A 16,919-nucleotide genomic window follows, 5' to 3' on the forward strand; every position below is an offset into this window, starting at 1 on the left:
ATAATCACTCAAGCGCCAGTACCATTTGCTTGGATTGTTTGGAGCCATGCCGAGAAGCTAAAGCGAAGTCTGAGGCTACTAAGTGCGGAACACGCTAACGCTCCGTAGAAATCGCGCGCTTTCCTCCCGCATCCCCCTTAAAACAAGCCCTTTTTCACGCCCTCCCCCACCTATCCCCCGCAAAACCCTTGGGAAAAGCGGGGTTCCGCGGTTGCGCCGCTGCCCTCGTCTCGCCATTGTCCGGGCCAATGAGAGCCGCGACCAGCGAGTCTCCGTCCGCGCGGCAGCTGCATTTATGCTATTGTTCGTGCTGGGGGATTCGCAATTCTCGGGGCTGTTCGGCTAACCTAGAGTACCGTATCCATGAAACTCACGCGCCTGCGCCTGCACGGATTCAAGTCGTTCGTCGAACCGACCGACTTCATGATCGAGCCCGGTCTGACCGGCGTCGTCGGCCCTAATGGCTGCGGCAAGTCCAATCTGGTGGAAGCGCTGCGCTGGGCGATGGGCGAAACCTCGCACAAGTCGCTGCGCGCCGCCGATATGGACGCGGTGATCTTCGCCGGCTCCGGCAACCGCGCCTCGCGCAACCACGCCGAAGTGGTGATGACGATCGACAATACCGATCGCACGGCGCCGGCCATGGTCAATGACGCCGAAATTCTCGAAATCTCCCGCCGCATCGAGCGCGAAGCCGGGTCACAATACCGCATCAACGGCCGCGACGTGCGCGCCCGCGACGTGCAGATCCTGTTTGCCGACGCTGCCACCGGTGCGCGTTCGCCCGCCCTCGTCCACCAGGGCAAGATCGGCGAAATCATTCAGGCGAAGCCCGAGCAGCGCCGCCGCGTGCTGGAAGACGCCGCCGGCGTCGCCGGCCTGCATGCGCGCCGCCACGAGGCCGAGCTGCGCCTGAAGGCCGCCGAAACCAACCTGACCCGCGTCGAGGACGTGATCGGCCAGCTCTCCGGCCAGATGGAAGGCCTGAAGAAGCAGGCCCGCCAGGCGATCCGCTACCGCGAAGTCGCCGGCAAGGTGCGCAAGGCCGAGGCCATGCTGTTCCACCTGCGCTGGCTGCAGGCGCATCAGGACAATGCCGAAGCCGCAACCCTGCACGACCAGTATGTCCGCGATCTCGCTGAACGTACGCGTGAGCAGGGCGAAGCCGCGCGTATCCAGGCGATCCGCGCATCTGAACTCCCTGCGCTGCGCGAGGCCGAAGCCGCCGCTGCCGCCGGCCTGCAGCGCCTGACCAATGCCCGCGACATGCTCGACCGCGAGGAAGAGCGCGCCAAGGAGCGCGCCGCCGAGCTCGACCGTCGCCTGACGCAGTTCGAGAGCGACGTCGCGCGCGAGATGAAGCAGTCGGAAGACGCTGAGTTTGCGCTGCTCCGTCTCGACGAAGAAGACGCGATGCTCAAGGAAGAGATCATGCAGCGCGTCGAGCTGCGTGGCGGCGTCGATGACCGAGTCTCCGAGGCCGAGGCTGTGCTGGCCGCCGCCGAGCGCACCTTCACCGAACTCACCACCGCGCATGCGGACATGACCGCCAAGCGCAACCAGCTGCAGTCCAACGTGCGCAGCCAGGCCGATCGGCTTGCGCGTCTGGGCCAGGAAATCGCCAGCGTCGAGGCCGAGATCGAGGCGTTGACGGCGCAGACCTCGGGCTTCGGCGATCTCGATGAGCTTGCAGCCCTAATGGAAACCTCGCAGGAAATCCTGCTGCAGGCCGAAGGCAGCGTGGCCGACAACGAGGCCGCGCATATCGCGGCCCGGCAGACGCTGGAAGCCTCGCGCGCGCCGCTGAACGACGCCGACCGCAAGGTGCAGCGGCTCGAGACCGAAGCCCGCACGATTTCGAAGATCCTCAACGGCGAGACCAAGAACCTGTGGCCGCCGATCATCGACGGCGTCAGCGTCACCAAGGGCTATGAAAAGGCGCTCGGCGCCGTGCTCGGCGACGATCTCGACGCGCCGGTCGATCCCTCGGCGCCGATGCGCTGGACCAATGCCGGCGATCACGCCAACGATCCGGCGCTGCCTGCGGGCGTGGAATCGCTCGCCTCGCATGTGAATGCGCCGGCCGAACTCGCGCGTCGCCTCAAGCAGATCGGCGTCGTCTCCAAGGATCAGGGCGCGGCCCTGGTGTCGCAGTTGCAGACCGGCCAGCGGCTGGTGTCGCTGGAAGGCGACGTCTGGCGCTGGGACGGTTTCGTCGCCGGCGCGCATGCACCGACCGGCGCCGCCCGTCGTCTCGCCGAACGTGCACGCCTGACCGATATCGAAGCCGATCTGGAAAACGCCAAGATCGACGCCATTGCCAAGCGTGAAGCGCTGGAAAGCGCCGAACAGGCGCTGAAGGCTGCGGCTTCGGCCGAAGGCGCATCGCGCGACGCGCTGCGCAATGCCCGCCGCGACGTCGACCAGGCCCGCGAGCGCCATGCCAATGCCGAGCGCGAGATCAACCGCCATGCGGCCCGCCGCGCGACGCTGACCGAAGCGCAGTCGCGACTCTCCAACGATCGCATGGAAGCGGAAGCGGCGCATGAGAGCGCGCATGCCGCGCTGGAATATCTGCCGGAAAGCTCCGACGCCGAGGCGCAGCTCGCCAGCGTGCGCGGCGAGATCGAAGGCCATCGCCGCGGCGCAGCGCAGGTGCGCGCAGAATCGCAGGCTTTGGCCCGCGAAGCTGAACTGGCCGACCGCCGCCTGCAGGCGATCATCGCCGAGCGCACCGACTGGGCGAACCGCAAGACCTCCGCCGCGTCGCAGATCGAAACGGTTGCTGCGCGCGTCGCCGAAGTGACTCGCGAACGCGCCGAACTCGAAGACGCCCCGGCGCTCTATCTGCAGAAGCGCCGCGCGCTGATCTCGGAAGTCGAGAGCGCCGAACAGGCCCGTCAGCTCGCCGCCAATGCCCTCGCCTCGGCCGAAAACGCCATGCGCGAGACCGACCGCGATGCCCGCGGCTCGCTGGAGGCTCTGTCGGCCGCGCGCGAAGCCTGCGCCCGCACCGAGGAGCGGATGGAAAGCGGCAAGCGCCGCCTGGAGGACATCGAGCGCGAAATCCGCGACATGCTGGAAGTCGAGCCGGAAGGCGTCGCGGCCCTCGCCGAAGTCCGTCAGGACGACACGCTGCCGCCGCTGGCCGATATCGAAGCCGATCTGGAAAAGCTGCGTCGCGATCGCGAGCGTCTCGGCGCCGTCAACCTGCGCGCCGAAGAAGAGCTCAACGAAGTCGAAGGCACGCATAACAGCCTCGCCACCGAGCGCGACGACCTCGTCGAAGCCATCAAGAAGCTGCGCACCGGCATCCAGAGCCTCAACAAGGAAGCCCGCGAACGGCTGATGACCTCGTTCGACATCGTCAACGGCCACTTCAAGCGCATGTTTGTCGAACTGTTCGGCGGCGGCGAAGCCGAGCTGAAGCTGATCGAGAGCGACGATCCCTTGGAAGCCGGTCTCGAAATCGTCGCCAAGCCGCCCGGCAAGAAGCCGCAGACCCTGTCGCTGCTGTCAGGTGGTGAGCAGGCCCTGACCGCGCTGGCGCTGATCTTCGCGGTGTTCCTGACCAACCCGTCGCCGATCTGCGTGCTGGACGAAGTCGACGCGCCGCTCGACGACCACAACGTGGAGCGCTTCTGCAGCCTGCTGCATGAAATGTGCGCCTCGACCGAAACGCGCTTCATCACCATCACGCATAACCCGATCACCATGGCGCGCATGCACCGCCTGTACGGCGTGACGATGGCTGAGCGCGGTGTGTCGCAGCTGGTCTCGGTGGATCTCGAAAACGCAGTGAAGATCCTCGATCAGGAAGTGGCGTAAGCTTCTTCGTTTTTAAAACGCTGACGGCCGCGTAATCCCTCCCCCCGTGCGAAGCGAAGCTTCGCTAGGCGGGGAGGGTCGGCCGAACGAAGTGGAGGCCGGGGTGGGGGTGCCCCACGCGCCGCTGAGTATGTGGCACCCCCACCCGACCGCGCTACGCGCGGCCACCCTCCCCGCAAGGGGGAGGGATAAGAAAGGGCGCGCTTAAGTTATGACCGCACCCGATCTCCCCGCCGAACTCACCGCGGCCCTCAACGCCCGCCTGCACGGCTTCTCGCGCAACGACGCGGCTGCGCGCTCCGATGCAATCTCGCAGACCTATCGCTCTGGCGGCGGCTCGACGACCATCCGTAGCGAGACCGACGCGCTGGCCTATGCGCTCGCCCGCATGCCCGCGACCTATGCGGCGGTCGTCGCCAGCCTCAATGCGCTGCAGGAGACACGACCGGACTTCGCACCGATCACGCTGCTCGATTGCGGCGCCGGACCGGGAACGGCGACATGGGCCTGCGCCGAAGCCTTCGCGTCGCTCAATGCGTTCACGCTGCTCGATGCCAATCCCGCTCTGCGCACGCTTGCGCTCGGTTTGGCGCAGGACAGCCACCGCATCCCCGCGATGAACTACACGCTCGGCGACGCTGCCGCGACAATCGCCAATGCCCCATCCGCCGATCTCGTCATCGCGAGCTATGTCATCAATGAGCTCAACGATGCCGCACGGACAAAACTCGTCGCGGCGATGTGGACGAAGACCAGTGATACGCTTGTTATCGTCGAGCCGGGCACACCGTCGGGCACTCAACGCATTCTCGATGCGCGTGCACAGCTCATCAAGAACGGCGCGCATGTGATCGCGCCCTGCCCTCATGACGATGCATGTCCGCTGGTGAAACCGGACTGGTGCCACTTCAGCCAGCGGCTGCAGCGCTCCCGTGTGCATAAACAACTCAAATCTGCAGAACTTCCCTATGAGGACGAGAAATTTATTTACGTCGCGCTGTCGCGTGCGCCTGTCGCGCAGCGGCCTTCGCGCGTGCTTGCGCAACCGGTAACAACAAAGATCGAAATCACGGCAAAACTCTGCACAAATGCAGGCGTCATCGCCGCAAACGCACCACGCCGCGACAAGGCGAAGTATGCAAAGTTCCGCAAGCTCGACTGGGGCGATGCGGTTTTCGATTCACCGACATCATCCGCGGAATAATTCTCTACGGCGGGCGTTTGTTCTCCTGACGCGACTGCGTCGCAATTCATCAGGAGTAACGCTGCAATGACCAAATCATTCGCCGCCCTCGCGGCTCTGACTCTCATGCTCGCCTCAAACGCCGCCTCGGCGCAGATGCTGAAGACCGCCGACACCGCCAAGGGAAAGACCTTCGTCGATGCCAAGGGCATGACGCTCTACACTTTCGACAAGGACGCCGGTGGCAAATCGATGTGCAACGGTCCCTGCGCCGAAAACTGGCCACCGCTGTTCGCGGTAGACGATGCCAAGCCGAGCGCCGACATGACCATCGTCGTGCGCGACGACGGCAAGAAGATGTGGGCCTATAAAGGCAAGCCGCTCTACACCTTCAAGAAGGACACCGCCGCCGGCGACACCAATGGCGACGGATTTTTGAACGGTGCGTGGCATATGGCGAAGCCGTAAGCGGCTTCTGCGCTGGAACGACCCGCTGGTCGCGAGATTGCGGCTAGCTCACTGCAAGGCCCCTCACCCGACCGGCTTCGCTGCGCTTCGCCAGTCGACCTCTCCCCGCAAAGAGCGGGGCGAGGTTAAGGAAGGTGGCGCCGTGCTTACCTCTCCCCGCTCTGCGCGGGGAGAGGTCGACATGCGCGCGTAGCGCGGATGTCGGGTGAGGGGCATGGCACCGCCCTCACCTACATTCGGTATTTGCGAATCTCGTTTTTCCTGCGGATAGCCCGCTCTCAGAACGAATGCCGGATGCGGCCCATCACCTGATGCGCGACGGCGTCGTTGCTGCCGACGATCGCATCATAGTTCACCGACAGCACCGTGAGCGGCGCAAGCTTGCCGGACAGACCGGCACCGATCACGCCGCGATCGCGCAATGCGCTGCCGGTCGCGGTGATGAACGAGCCCGGCAGTGTCGTATCGGCGAAGCTCGCATTGATGCCGCGCACGCCATCGCTGAATTCATGCAGCCAGGCCAGCCGCAATTCCGGCGTCAGCACGCCGCCATTCAGCGCGTAGTCATAGGCGAAGCGTGCGCCGACGCTGGAGCGCAGCGATTCCGAACTGTCCGAGCCGACCACCAGCGCCGCAGCGCCGCCGCGTTCAGCGAAGCCGTCGGTCATCACCCGCGTATATTGCAGGCCGATCTCCGGCGTGACGACCCAGCCGCTGACGCGCAGGTCTGTGCCGACCGTGCCGCGGATCGCATAGTGATCGCCGCTGAACGCCGCGGTGTTCGTCGTGCCGACCGCCACGCGCGTGGTGTCGTAATCGCTGAAGCCATAGAGGCCCATGGCGGTCGCGAACCAGCCGGGCGCCTGATAGGTGCCATAGCCGCCGATGGTACCGGTCGAGATCTTGGTGTGGCTGCCAACGTTGTCGATATCGCCGCGGGTCAGCGCGTAGCCACCGAACACGCCGGCGACGATGCTGTCCGTGATGCGCCGGTCGTAGCCGGCAAGCACGTTGACGGTGTTCGACTTGAAGCCCGGCGCGTCAGTTCGTGCGCCTTCGCGGGCGAAGCTGGCGCCCGACGTGATGAACAGGCCCTCTTCCGCGGCGAGAGCCACCGGACGCAGACCGGGCAGAGCCTTGGTCACCGGCGCATAGGCCATCGCATCGGCCGCATTGCCGCCCCAGCCCGCATCGGCCAGCGCAGAACTTGCGCTGCCAGGGAATCCCGTCACCGCGGCCAGCGCACGATCCGCACTGAAATTCTTGTCGAACATGCCGCCGTCGAACATCGCCAGCGCATTGCCGACACCGGACATGTCGGTGCCGAGGCCGCCGAGGCGGTTCTGCGTCAGGTGTTGGCCGACCAGCGAGGTCGTCTGGAACGCGTCATTCATGGTCATGCGGCCGAGGCCCTGATAGGCCGCGGGCGTGAGCTGCGCCAGCGCCGCGCCGACATCCGCCGAACTGGCAACGCTGTCGAGCAGATTGACCACCGAACTGCTGGTGGCGTTGGCCGGCAGATTGTCGAACAGCGAGGCGACGCCCAACGAGCCCGCGCTGGCAAAGGACGCGAACGAAGACGACGTTCCGGTGATCACCTCGAACGAGGTATAGAGTGTACCGCCGATATTCACGGTCTGACCGGCCTGCAACGCGGCGCGCTTGGCGTCGGTGAGGCCCGCTTTGTTGTAGTTCAGCGTGTCGGTGCCGACGCCGCCATCGACCAGACCGACGATGCGCGAGCCCTTCATGATGTTGACGGTGTCGTTGCCGCCTTCCATGTTCACGGCGCGACCGTTATTGCCGATGATGGTGCCGTAATTGGTCAGCACGTCGTTGCCTTCGCCCATCTGGATCGCCGAGCCGTCGCCGCGAATGAAGCGGGCGGAGCCGGTGCCGGTATAGGTGACGCCGTTGAGGGTGCCGACGGAATTGGGATCTGCCACGCCCGTATTCATCAACACGATCGCGTTCGGATCGGGGATCGAACCGTTGCCGATGATGGTGCCGTAGTTGACGATCGTGTCGTTATTGATGGCGGGAGTCGCCGTGCTCTTGTTTTCCAGACGGATCGCGTAGCCATTCTGGCCAATAATGGTGCCGCTCGCATAGTTGATAATCGTGGTCGCTGCGACGCCGCTGCGATCCACATTCGTGTCCTTATTGACGACGATCGCGGTATTTGCACCGCTTATGGTGCCGAAATTGGTGATCGTACCGCCGCCGATGGAGATGCCTTCGCTGGCATTGGCACGCCCGCCACTATCGAAACCGCCGGCGCCGGTGCCTTCGATGATGCCGTAGTTGATGATGGTTCCGACATTGTCGATATCGACGCCGTCGCCGTCGCCATTGATCTGCGCGATGCCGTCCGAGTTAAAGATGTTGCCGACACCAGCATAGGTGCCGGTGATGCGACCGTAGTTGGTGACGGTGCCGGCGCCGTCGGACCCGACGCCCGAGCCGTTGCGGCCGAGGATCGTGCCGCCGGCCGCGTTGTTGACCGTGACGTCGGTGTCTGCGGTGATGCCGTGGCGCGCGCCGGAAATCAGGCCGCCGGCCTGATTGTTGACGACGACGCCAAGATTGCCGCCGGTGTCGATGCCGTCGGACGTGCCGTTGGCACCACCGGACGTATTGGCACCGAAGCTGCGGATGATGCCGAAATTATTGATCACCGCGTTGGCGCCGGGCCGGACCGCATCGTCGGTCATCGCCTCGATCACGCCGGTCGCACGGTTGATGATGGTCATCGACGCGGCGCCGGTCATGCCGCGGAAATCGAGCGCCTGCCCGAGCGCAGCATAGCCGGTACCGCCGGCCTGGATCAGCCCGGCATTGTCGATCACGATCGTGCCAGATGTCATCGCCAGATTGAACCGGAACACGTCGTTCTGGGTCGATCGCACGATGGCGCCGACATTGTTAAGGAAGGTGAAGGTGCGGCCTGCCGTAGCACCGGTGGCATCGATGACGCGTCCCGTGCTGGTGTTTTCGATCACGCCGGAATTGGTGACGACGACGCCGGTCGATGCGCCGTTCCACCCGATGGTCGCCGTGCCGCTGGTGGATCGCAGCGTGCCGGAGGCGTCGACCGTCCCGGTTTGCGTGCCGCTGAGCGTTTTCGTCGTGGTATCCGTCGTGCCTGCAGGCACAGTGAAAGTCTGGGCCTCCGCCGTCATCGGCGCGACCAGCGCCCCCACAACCACGCCCATCGCAAGCCGGCTCGCGCCGTTACGCCATTCCAACATCACAGTTCATTCCCCAGCCCAAAGGTTAGGTTTTCATTAGGTTTTGCGCATGACGGCTGGATGACGGATAGCGCACCGGCGCTAACCCGCAGGCGCCACGTACAAGACTCTCGCAGACTGATGCATGACTGCAACGAAGTATGCCGGGGACAGTATCCCTAGGATTGCAGCACTGACTTTCTTCTCGTCATTAGCAGAATGGCGTGGGGACAACGCCGGCCATTGGCCGGGCCTCGCCACCTTGAACGTATTCCACGCTCAATGCGACCAATCCGTGCCGCGACGTGCCTGCGGCCCCTGCTCTGCGGCCGCATGATCGGCTAGGCTTTGGGTTTGATGGTTTCTTTTGGGGGTTCTCACATGTCGACCGGCTGGATCGTTCTTGGCGTCATCGTTGTCCTCGTCTTCCTGGCATTTGCTGCCTACAACCGACTGGTGGCGCTGAGCCAGCGGGTCAACCAGTCCTTTGCCGATATCGACGTGCAGCTCAAGCAGCGCCACGACCTGATCCCGAACCTGATCGAGACCGTGAAGGGCTATGCGGCGCATGAGCGCGGCACCCTCGACGACGTCATCAAGGCGCGCAATTCGGCGATGAATGCACAGGGGCCGGCGCAGGTCGGCGCCGCGGAAAACCAGCTCTCCGGCGCGCTCGGCCGGCTGATCGCGCTGTCCGAGGCCTATCCGGACCTCAAGGCCAATGCGAATTTCCAGCAGTTGCAAACCGAGCTCTCGGATATCGAAAACAAGATCGCGGCTTCGCGCCGCTTCTTCAACAATGCCGTGTCCGAATACAACACCGGCATTCAGCAGATGCCCGCGGCCCTGTTCGCCGGCACCTTCGGCTTCCATTCGAAGGAGTTCTTCGATCTCGGCGAGACCCGCAAGGAGGTCGAAGCCGTGCCGCAGGTCAAGTTCTGATCCTCAGACCCAGAACACATGCCCCTCCCCGTCATTGCGAGCGCAGCGAAGCAATCCAGAAAGCTACAAGCGAAGACTGGATTGCTTCGTCGCAAGAGCTCCTCGCAATGACGGCTGATAGTGAATCCTAGGACTGCATCATGGCCGCCTATGGTCTCTATACGCATATCGCCTCGAACAAGACGCGTTCGATGCTGCTGCTCGCAGGATTGTTCCTGCTGATTTACGTCATGGTGTTCGCCGGCGCCCTGATAGGCGAGGTGGCCGTTAACAGCAATGGCTCGGTTGCGTATTATATCAACGCCGCAACGCGCGACCTGATCAAGGCGCTTCCTTTCGCCACCATCGGCGCGGTGCTGTGGATCGTCATCGCCTATTTCGGGCATCAAAAGATGATCGACAGCATCACCGGCAGCGAAAGCGTGACGCGGCAGGAGCAGCCGCGGCTCTATAACCTACTTGAAAACCTCTGCATCTCGCGCGGCATTCCGATGCCGAAGCTCAAGGTGATGGACTCTGATGCGCTGAACGCCTTCGCCACCGGCCTCAACCCCCGGCAATATTCCGTCACGGTCACGACGGGCCTCCTGCGCGCGCTCAACGATGACGAGATGGAAGCAGTGCTCGGCCACGAGCTGACGCATATCCGCAATGGCGACGTGCAGCTGATGGTAGTCGCCGTCATCATCGCCGGCGTGGTCGGCTTTGCGGCTGAACTGTTCTTCCGGATATTCATCAATTCCGGCTTCCGCTTCGGCGGCAGCCGATCGTCGCGATCGTCTTCCTCGTCTGACAGCAACAGCAAGGGCTCCGGCGGCGGCGCTATCATCGTCATCATCATCGCCGTGGCACTGATCGCGCTGGCCTGGGCGCTGTCGCTGGTGGTGCGCTTCGCGCTCTCGCGCTCGCGCGAATTGTTGGCGGATGCAGGTTCGGTGGAACTGACCAAGAATCCCGACGCCATGATCTCGGCGCTGCGCAAGATCGAGAATCGCGGCGAACTGCCCGGCGCGACATCGGCCGTCATGGAGATGTGCATCGACAATCCCCGCGAGGGTTTTGCCGACCTGTTCGCGACGCATCCGTCGGTGGATTCGCGGGTCGCGGCACTGGTGAAATTCGCCGGCGGACACGATCCCGGCCGGATGGCACTGCCATCCGATACGGACGCGCCTGGAGAAGCCGACGACACGTCGCCGCTGCCACCGCGTTCCGGACCCTGGAGCGACGGCAAATCGACTACAGGCAGCGCACAGGACCCGCTACGGGGCCCGCTCAAAGGACCTTGGGGTCGCCACGCCTAGCTTGCTTAGTTGGTGGATTTGCGCAGCTCGAGCGCTTCGGTCTTTTCCGGCTCCGGCGTCTTGGCAATTTCCTTGGCCGGCTCGGACTTGATCGATCCGACGGCGTCGATCTTGCTGCTCTCGACGCGCGGGGTCGAGACGCGGGTCACGGTGTTGTCGGCGCCAGCGGAAGCATCGGCCGAACGGGTTGTCGACGGTGCGCGCAGCGAGCGCGGGGCCGACAGCGAGCGGGCCATCAGCATCTGGCCGCGGCCGCCCTGGTGGCGGAAATCGCAATAGGCGAAGCCCATGCCGGAGACCGAGCCACGGAAGCTGCGCTCGTCATTCTTGTTGAGATTGAAGCACGGCTCGAACGGGATGCCCTTGATCGAGGCGCAAATCGCTTCGCCGCGGACCTGCAGCGTATTGCCCGGCAGGCGCATGTTGCGCGCAGGACCGGAGCCCGAAAACTGCACAGCGCCCGCCGCACCGCCGTCGTCGAACACGCGGCCTGCGCCGCGGGTACCGTCGAAACAGGTAAAGGCAAAGACCTTGCCGGCGACGAACTTGCGGGCCTCTTCGGCCGTCATCGACCCAGCCAGCGCGGGGGTCGCCACCGTGGCGGCAAGCACCGCTCCCAACACATAACGCGCAACCATAGGATACTCCGAACAACCGAGCGCGGATGACCGCCTGATGTCTTTACCCGCTGCTTACCATACCAACCGTGGCAACAATGGAGCAGGTTGGTTGGTAAAGTCTGAACGTCGTTAGCCGATCTTTACCACGATTCGCCCGCGGACCTGCCCGGCCAGAACCTTGGCGCCGGCGTCGATCACTTGGTCCAGCGGAATTTCCTGAGTAATTTCAGCGAGTTTTGTGTGATCCAGATCCGTTGCCAGCCGTTCCCAAGCCTGCTGCCGCAGCTCGATCGGGCACATGACAGAATCGATGCCGAGAAGACACACGCCGCGTAAAATGAAGGGTGCAACCGAAGATGGCAGGTCCATGCCGGCTGCGAGACCGCAGGCGGCGATAGCGCCGCGATACTTGGTCATCGACAGGAGATTCGCCAGGGTGGTCGAACCGACGCTGTCGATGCCGCCCGCCCAGCGCTCCTTGGCCAGCGGTTTGGCCGGGCCTGAGAGCTCGTTGCGGTCGATGATCTCGCTGGCGCCGAGGCCCTTGAGATAACCCTCCTCCGAGGTCCGGCCGGTCGAGGCAATGACCTGGTAGCCGAGCTTCGACAGCACGGCGATCGCCACCGAGCCGACGCCGCCAGCGGCCCCCGTCACGACGATCGGCCCATCGGCCGGCTTCAGCCCGTGCTTCTCCAGCGCCAGTACGCTCAGCATTGCCGTGTAACCGGCAGTGCCGACCGCCATGGCGTCGCGGGTGGTCATGCCATTCGGCAGCCGCACCAGCCAGTCGCCCTTGACGCGGGTCTTTTCGGCATAGGCGCCAAGATGGGTTTCGCCCATGCCCCAGCCATTGCCGATCACCTTGTCGCCGGGCTTCCAGTTCGGATTGGACGAGGCTTCTACCGTGCCGGCAAAGTCGATGCCGGCGATCATCGGGAATCGGCGCACCACCGGCGCCTTGCCGGTGACGGCGAGGCCGTCCTTGTAATTCACGGTGGACCATTCGACCCGCACGGTGACGTCGCCGTCCATCAATTCGGCTTCGTCGAACTGCGTCAGCGCAACCGTGGTGCCTTTGTCAGCCTTGTCGATGCGGACAGCCTTGAACGTTCCCAACACGCGTCTCCCGAATTTTGCTTGTGATTTCTGCTGCCGAATTATGCCGTGCCATGGCGCGAAACGCCACCCGCACCAGCCGGGCAGGAGCTCTGCAGCCCTGCCCGGACATGGCGGCATAACGCGGCAATTGCGGCGATCAGGCCGCCAGTTGCCGCGTTGCCGCGATATTGGCGATGGTCGCCGCACAGGCTGTTGCCGCCTCGGTGCCCTTCACAACGAAATGCTCGCGGAAGAAGCGCAGGTGCTCCGCATGTTCGTGAAAGTGTTGCGGCGTCAGCACCGCCGAGATCACCGGCACCTCGCTGTCGAGCTGCACCCGCATCAACCCGTTGATGACGGCGTCAGAGACGAATTCATGGCGATAGATGCCACCGTCCACGATGAGCCCGGTGGCGACGATTGCCACATAGCGCCCGGTGCGCGCCAGCAATTTGGCCTGCAACGGAATTTCGAAGGCGCCGGGCACCTCGAAGACATCGATTTGACTGTCAGGCACACCATGCAGTGCAAGTTCGGCGACAAAACCGACACGGCATTGATCGACAATATCCTTGTGCCAGCACGACTGGATGAAGGCGATCCGCCCGGTCGATGGTGCAAGATTTACGGAAGTGGAAGTTTTGAAGTTCATCACAGGCTGATTCATGGATGCTCTCGCGGTTTGAGACCAGAATCAGGACGTACGGTCACACGCCGAGCATCCGCCGAAGCGGAGTCCGTGCGCATACCCGTTCTCTTTCATCCGGACTATGACCGTCGGCTCCGGCATCGCACCGGATCTGCTGACCCTGACGGTGTAACCCGTCAGGCGCTCGCGGGCTCCCGAGCTTGCGCCCGATTACCGCCGGTGGGGATTTTCACCCCGCCCTGAGAACGAAGGCCGCCCCGATTGGGACGGCCAAGATCAATTTTTATCGCTGGAGATCAGCGAGTCAACAACAGGCTCATGCCGGCTGTGCAATCGGACGCTTCACGGGCTCTTCCACGATCGGCAGATTGATCAGTGCCGACAGCACGCCGAACAGCACCGACAACCACCACACCGGCGTGTAGGAACCGAACTTGTCGAACACGACACCGCCCAGCCAGGCACCGAGGAAGCCACCGACCTGATGGCTGAAGAAGGCAAAGCCATACAGCGTTGCCAGCCAGCGCGTGCCGAACATCAGCGACACCAGGCTCGATGTCGGTGGCACGGTGGAGAGCCAGGCAAGCCCGCTGATGGCGCCGAACACGAGCGCCGAGGTGGTGGTCAGCGGCAGCATGATGAAGGCCACCGTCGCCAGCGCGCGGGTGAAATAGATGAAGGACAGGATATAGCGCTTCGGCAGCTTGCCCTGCACATAGCCGACCGTCAGCGAGCCGATGATGTTGAACAGGCCGATGATGGCAATCACCCAGCCGCCCACAGCCGCCGGCAAGCCGCGATCGACCAGATAGGCCGGCAGATGCATGGTGATGAAAGCGAGCTGGAAGCCGCAGGTGAAGAAGCCGAGCACCAGCAGCACATAGGAGCGATGGCCGAAGGCTTCCGTGAGTGCGCTCTTGAACGACTGCTTCTGCGCCACCGGCGCGTCGGCGGACGCGGCACTCGCGGTCGGAGTCGCCAAGGCAAGCGACAACGGGATCACCAGCAACATCAGCACCGCGAACACGGTGAGCGTCGCCTGCCAGCCGGTGTTGTCGATCATCGCCACTGTGAAAGGCGCAAAGATGAACTGGCCGAACGAGCCTGCGGCGGTGCCGGCGCCGAGCGCGATGCCGCGCCATTCCGGCGGCACCAGTTTGCCGAAGGCAGACAGCACCAGATTGAACGAGCAACCCGACAGGCCAAAACCGATCAGCAGTCCAGCGCTGATATTCAGCTCGAGCGGTGTCGAGGAATAGCGCATCATCAGCAAGCCAGCTGCATAGAGGAAGGCGCCGCCGCAGATCACGCGCACGCTGCCGAACTTGTCGGCGACGGCACCGGCGAAAGGCTGGCCGATGCCCCAGAGCAGGTTTTGCACGGCGAAGGCGAGCGCGAAAACGTCACGGCCCCAGCCGAACTCCTGGCTGAAGGGCTGCATGAAGAAGCCGACGCTGGAACGCGGCCCGAAGGTGAGCATGCCGATCAGCGATCCGCAGATGATGATCACCAGCGGGGTACGCCAGCCAAAACCAGATGCCGGGCGCGTCGCGCCGTCGATTGCCGCCATGTCGTTTCCCCGGATCAAATTCGGATTGAAAATTCAGCCGGCCCAAGAGCACAAGCCCGGTCCGGACTGGACGGAAGATTAATGCATTCGCATGGAAATCCCAATGGCGATGATGGGGATTTCGGGGGATGCATTGCTGGGATGCAGGGCCACGCAGACGTCATCCCGGCCCAGGGTCGGGATAACATTCTGCGAAATCCGGAATGGAAAGAGCGATGCCGGGCATGGCATCGCTCTTGGCAGGCTCGGAGGTAAAGTCGTGGCTGTTACGGCTTGATTTCGGAGAGCTTGGCGGAGATTTCCGCGGTCTGCGCCGCCGTGCCCCAGCTCGGCGCCTCGCTGCCGTCGCCCCAGTTACGTGGACGGTAGAAGGAGTGCACGCCGGTCTTGTACATCTTCTTCATCTCGCGGACCCAGGACGGATGCACCCAATAGGCATGGTAATGCGTGGACTTCGCGACTTCCGGCAGCCAGATCCGGCCGTCCAGCGTCGCCTTCGCGATCTTGCGGGCGCGCTCCCACATATCCGGCTCTTTCACGACATCCGGAATGCCGTCGCAGGCGAAGGTGAATTGGCAGGCCAGGCGGCGATGTTTGTTCTGATAGACGACGCCGCAGACCGTTGTCGGATAGAAGCCGGAGAACACGCGGTTCATCACCACCTGCGCCACCGCCATCTGGCCGCGCACCGCCTCGCCGCGGGCCTCGAAGTAGATGGCTTCCGTCAGACACTTTTCCTGCTTGCCGCGGGTCTGCTCGGTGAGACCCATACGTTCGGCCGGCGTCTTCGCACGCTGATTGGCGCTGTTGACCTCGCCCTTGCCGGCAACGCTTTCGCCGCCGTCGGTCGGGTTGATCGCCGCATTCGGCACCACCGCCGTAGCCTTCATGTCCGGGTCGAGGCTTGAGCCCGGCATGGCAATGCCTGGCACGGCTGTGCCCGGCACAGCTGTGCCTGGCATTACAATGGTCGGCTCTTCGCCGGGTTGCCAGCGCTCCATGGTCTCGACCGATGCGCCGAGCGACGAGCTACCGAAAAACAGGCTTGCGGTCTTCACCGAGAAGCCGTCCTTGGCCGGCGCCGGCTCAACGGGGATCACCGCTGCATCGGTCTTGGCGTCCTCGGTGGGCTGCACGGACTGCGATGCGTCGTATTGCGCAAGCGGCGGGGCACGCAGCGCTTCATCGAGTTCGGGATCGAGCGGGGCATGCTGCACGGATGGCAGCGCATCGACGGTCTTCGCGCCCATCACCGATCTGTTGTCGTCGAATGAATCCTGCTTTGCCGGCTCATCAGGCGCCACGGTCTCCGGCGCGCGGATGGCGAGGCGATCGCCCTTCAGCGAGCGATCCACTTTCGGAAAATCGGCGGCTTCATAGCGGCGGGGCGGCTGCGCCAGCGGATTGCGGGTCAGTGCACCGGTGATGTCCGTCAGCGCTCCGCTGGCGGCGATGCCGGAATTGTCGAGGCTGGCGAGTTGCAAGGTGGGATTGCGCGAGGCCGTACCCATTGGGCGGCCGAACGAGAATGTCGCAACCTGGATGGAGGAGACGGCGGGCGCGAACACGCGCTTCTGCCAGCGTTCGGTCACGCCCGGCTGGCGAGCCAGCAGCGAGGCGATGTCCTGATAGCCAGATTCTGTCGGGGCCAATGCGAAAACGCAGAGACCGAAGCCGAAGAACGCGCCACGCGCGCCCTTCGGCCGGTTACGCAGTACTAACATCGATACGCTCACGCAACGCTTACACCAGCATCGCCCTGCACGGCACTAATCTGCACATCCGTACATTTCGATCTATTTCGTTAGTACGGAATCAAAGTTGCCGCGGAGTTAATCGGCGATGCAACGACGCCACACGCAAGCTGCACGAGCGCAGTGCGAAATCATTCGAAAGCCTTGGTAAACCGCGGCTCCACAAAAGTAGTAAACATCGTGTTGACAAAGATGATGAAGAGAAATTTGCACGCGCGTGAAAATGTTTGCGAGTTCCATTCCGACGCACGAACAAACACGGCATGAGGCACG

Annotated in this window: 11 protein-coding genes and 1 riboswitch; of the genes, 5 read left to right on the forward strand and 6 right to left on the reverse strand. The window is 63.7% G+C overall.

The features are described from left to right. Nucleotides 1–363 precede the first annotated feature (363 nt). From smc to AB7951_RS23705, 3 genes are all read left to right on the forward strand, one after another. Nucleotides 364–3,828, forward strand: coding sequence for a chromosome segregation protein SMC (smc, locus tag AB7951_RS23695; protein WP_439062159.1), 3,465 nt, complete (start codon nucleotides 364–366; stop codon nucleotides 3,826–3,828). Nucleotides 3,829–4,039: 211 nt separating this feature from the next. Next, complete coding sequence (locus tag AB7951_RS23700) at nucleotides 4,040–5,032, forward strand: small ribosomal subunit Rsm22 family protein (protein WP_439062158.1); 993 nt, start codon at nucleotides 4,040–4,042, stop codon at nucleotides 5,030–5,032. A 66-nt stretch (nucleotides 5,033–5,098) separates the two neighbouring features. Then, nucleotides 5,099–5,479 (forward strand): COG4315 family predicted lipoprotein, encoded by a 381-nt coding sequence (locus AB7951_RS23705; RefSeq protein ID WP_439062157.1) that lies wholly within the window; start codon nucleotides 5,099–5,101, stop codon nucleotides 5,477–5,479. Nucleotides 5,480–5,757: 278 nt separating this feature from the next. On the opposite strand, the gene AB7951_RS23710 is transcribed toward AB7951_RS23705, so the two are convergent. After that, nucleotides 5,758–8,730 carry an autotransporter outer membrane beta-barrel domain-containing protein gene (locus tag AB7951_RS23710; RefSeq protein WP_439062156.1) on the reverse strand — a complete coding sequence of 991 codons (2,973 nt, stop codon included), beginning with the start codon at nucleotides 8,728–8,730 and terminating at the stop codon, nucleotides 5,758–5,760. 360 nt (nucleotides 8,731–9,090) lie between these two features. On the opposite strand from AB7951_RS23710, the gene AB7951_RS23715 reads away from it, so the two are divergent. Together AB7951_RS23715 and AB7951_RS23720 are read left to right on the forward strand one after the other, a co-directional pair. After that, nucleotides 9,091–9,651, forward strand: coding sequence for a LemA family protein (locus AB7951_RS23715; protein WP_439066638.1), 561 nt, complete (start codon nucleotides 9,091–9,093; stop codon nucleotides 9,649–9,651). Between the two features lie 140 nt (nucleotides 9,652–9,791). Continuing rightward, entirely contained in the window at nucleotides 9,792–10,955 is a 1,164-nt protein-coding gene (locus tag AB7951_RS23720; RefSeq protein WP_439062154.1) for a M48 family metallopeptidase, read from the forward strand. Nucleotides 10,956–10,960: 5 nt separating this feature from the next. Here AB7951_RS23720 and AB7951_RS23725 read toward each other — a convergent pair whose 3' ends face one another. The 5 genes from AB7951_RS23725 to AB7951_RS23745 form a co-directional block, all read right to left on the reverse strand. Then, nucleotides 10,961–11,593, reverse strand: a complete 633-nt coding sequence (locus tag AB7951_RS23725; RefSeq protein ID WP_089262445.1) for a hypothetical protein — start codon at nucleotides 11,591–11,593, stop codon at nucleotides 10,961–10,963. Between the two features lie 111 nt (nucleotides 11,594–11,704). After that, nucleotides 11,705–12,691, reverse strand: coding sequence for an acrylyl-CoA reductase (NADPH) (gene acuI / locus AB7951_RS23730; protein WP_439062153.1), 987 nt, complete (start codon nucleotides 12,689–12,691; stop codon nucleotides 11,705–11,707). Nucleotides 12,692–12,830: 139 nt separating this feature from the next. Further along, on the reverse strand, nucleotides 12,831–13,340 hold the full coding sequence (locus tag AB7951_RS23735) for a 6,7-dimethyl-8-ribityllumazine synthase (protein WP_439062152.1): 510 nt from the start codon (nucleotides 13,338–13,340) through the stop codon (nucleotides 12,831–12,833). 80 nt (nucleotides 13,341–13,420) lie between these two features. Continuing rightward, nucleotides 13,421–13,573: riboswitch (FMN riboswitch) on the reverse strand. A 65-nt stretch (nucleotides 13,574–13,638) separates the two neighbouring features. Beyond that, nucleotides 13,639–14,892: an MFS transporter gene (locus tag AB7951_RS23740; protein ID WP_441256067.1), complete on the reverse strand. Its 1,254-nt coding sequence runs from the start codon at nucleotides 14,890–14,892 to the stop codon at nucleotides 13,639–13,641. A gap of 266 nt (nucleotides 14,893–15,158) precedes the next feature. Continuing rightward, nucleotides 15,159–16,616 (reverse strand): cell wall hydrolase, encoded by a 1,458-nt coding sequence (locus AB7951_RS23745; protein WP_439066639.1) that lies wholly within the window; start codon nucleotides 16,614–16,616, stop codon nucleotides 15,159–15,161. Nucleotides 16,617–16,919: the final 303 nt, after the last annotated feature.

Origin of the sequence: Tardiphaga sp. 285_C5_N1_2, assembly GCF_052076065.1 — a bacterium.
In the GTDB taxonomy this organism is placed as follows: Bacteria; Pseudomonadota; Alphaproteobacteria; order Rhizobiales; family Xanthobacteraceae; genus Tardiphaga; species Tardiphaga robiniae.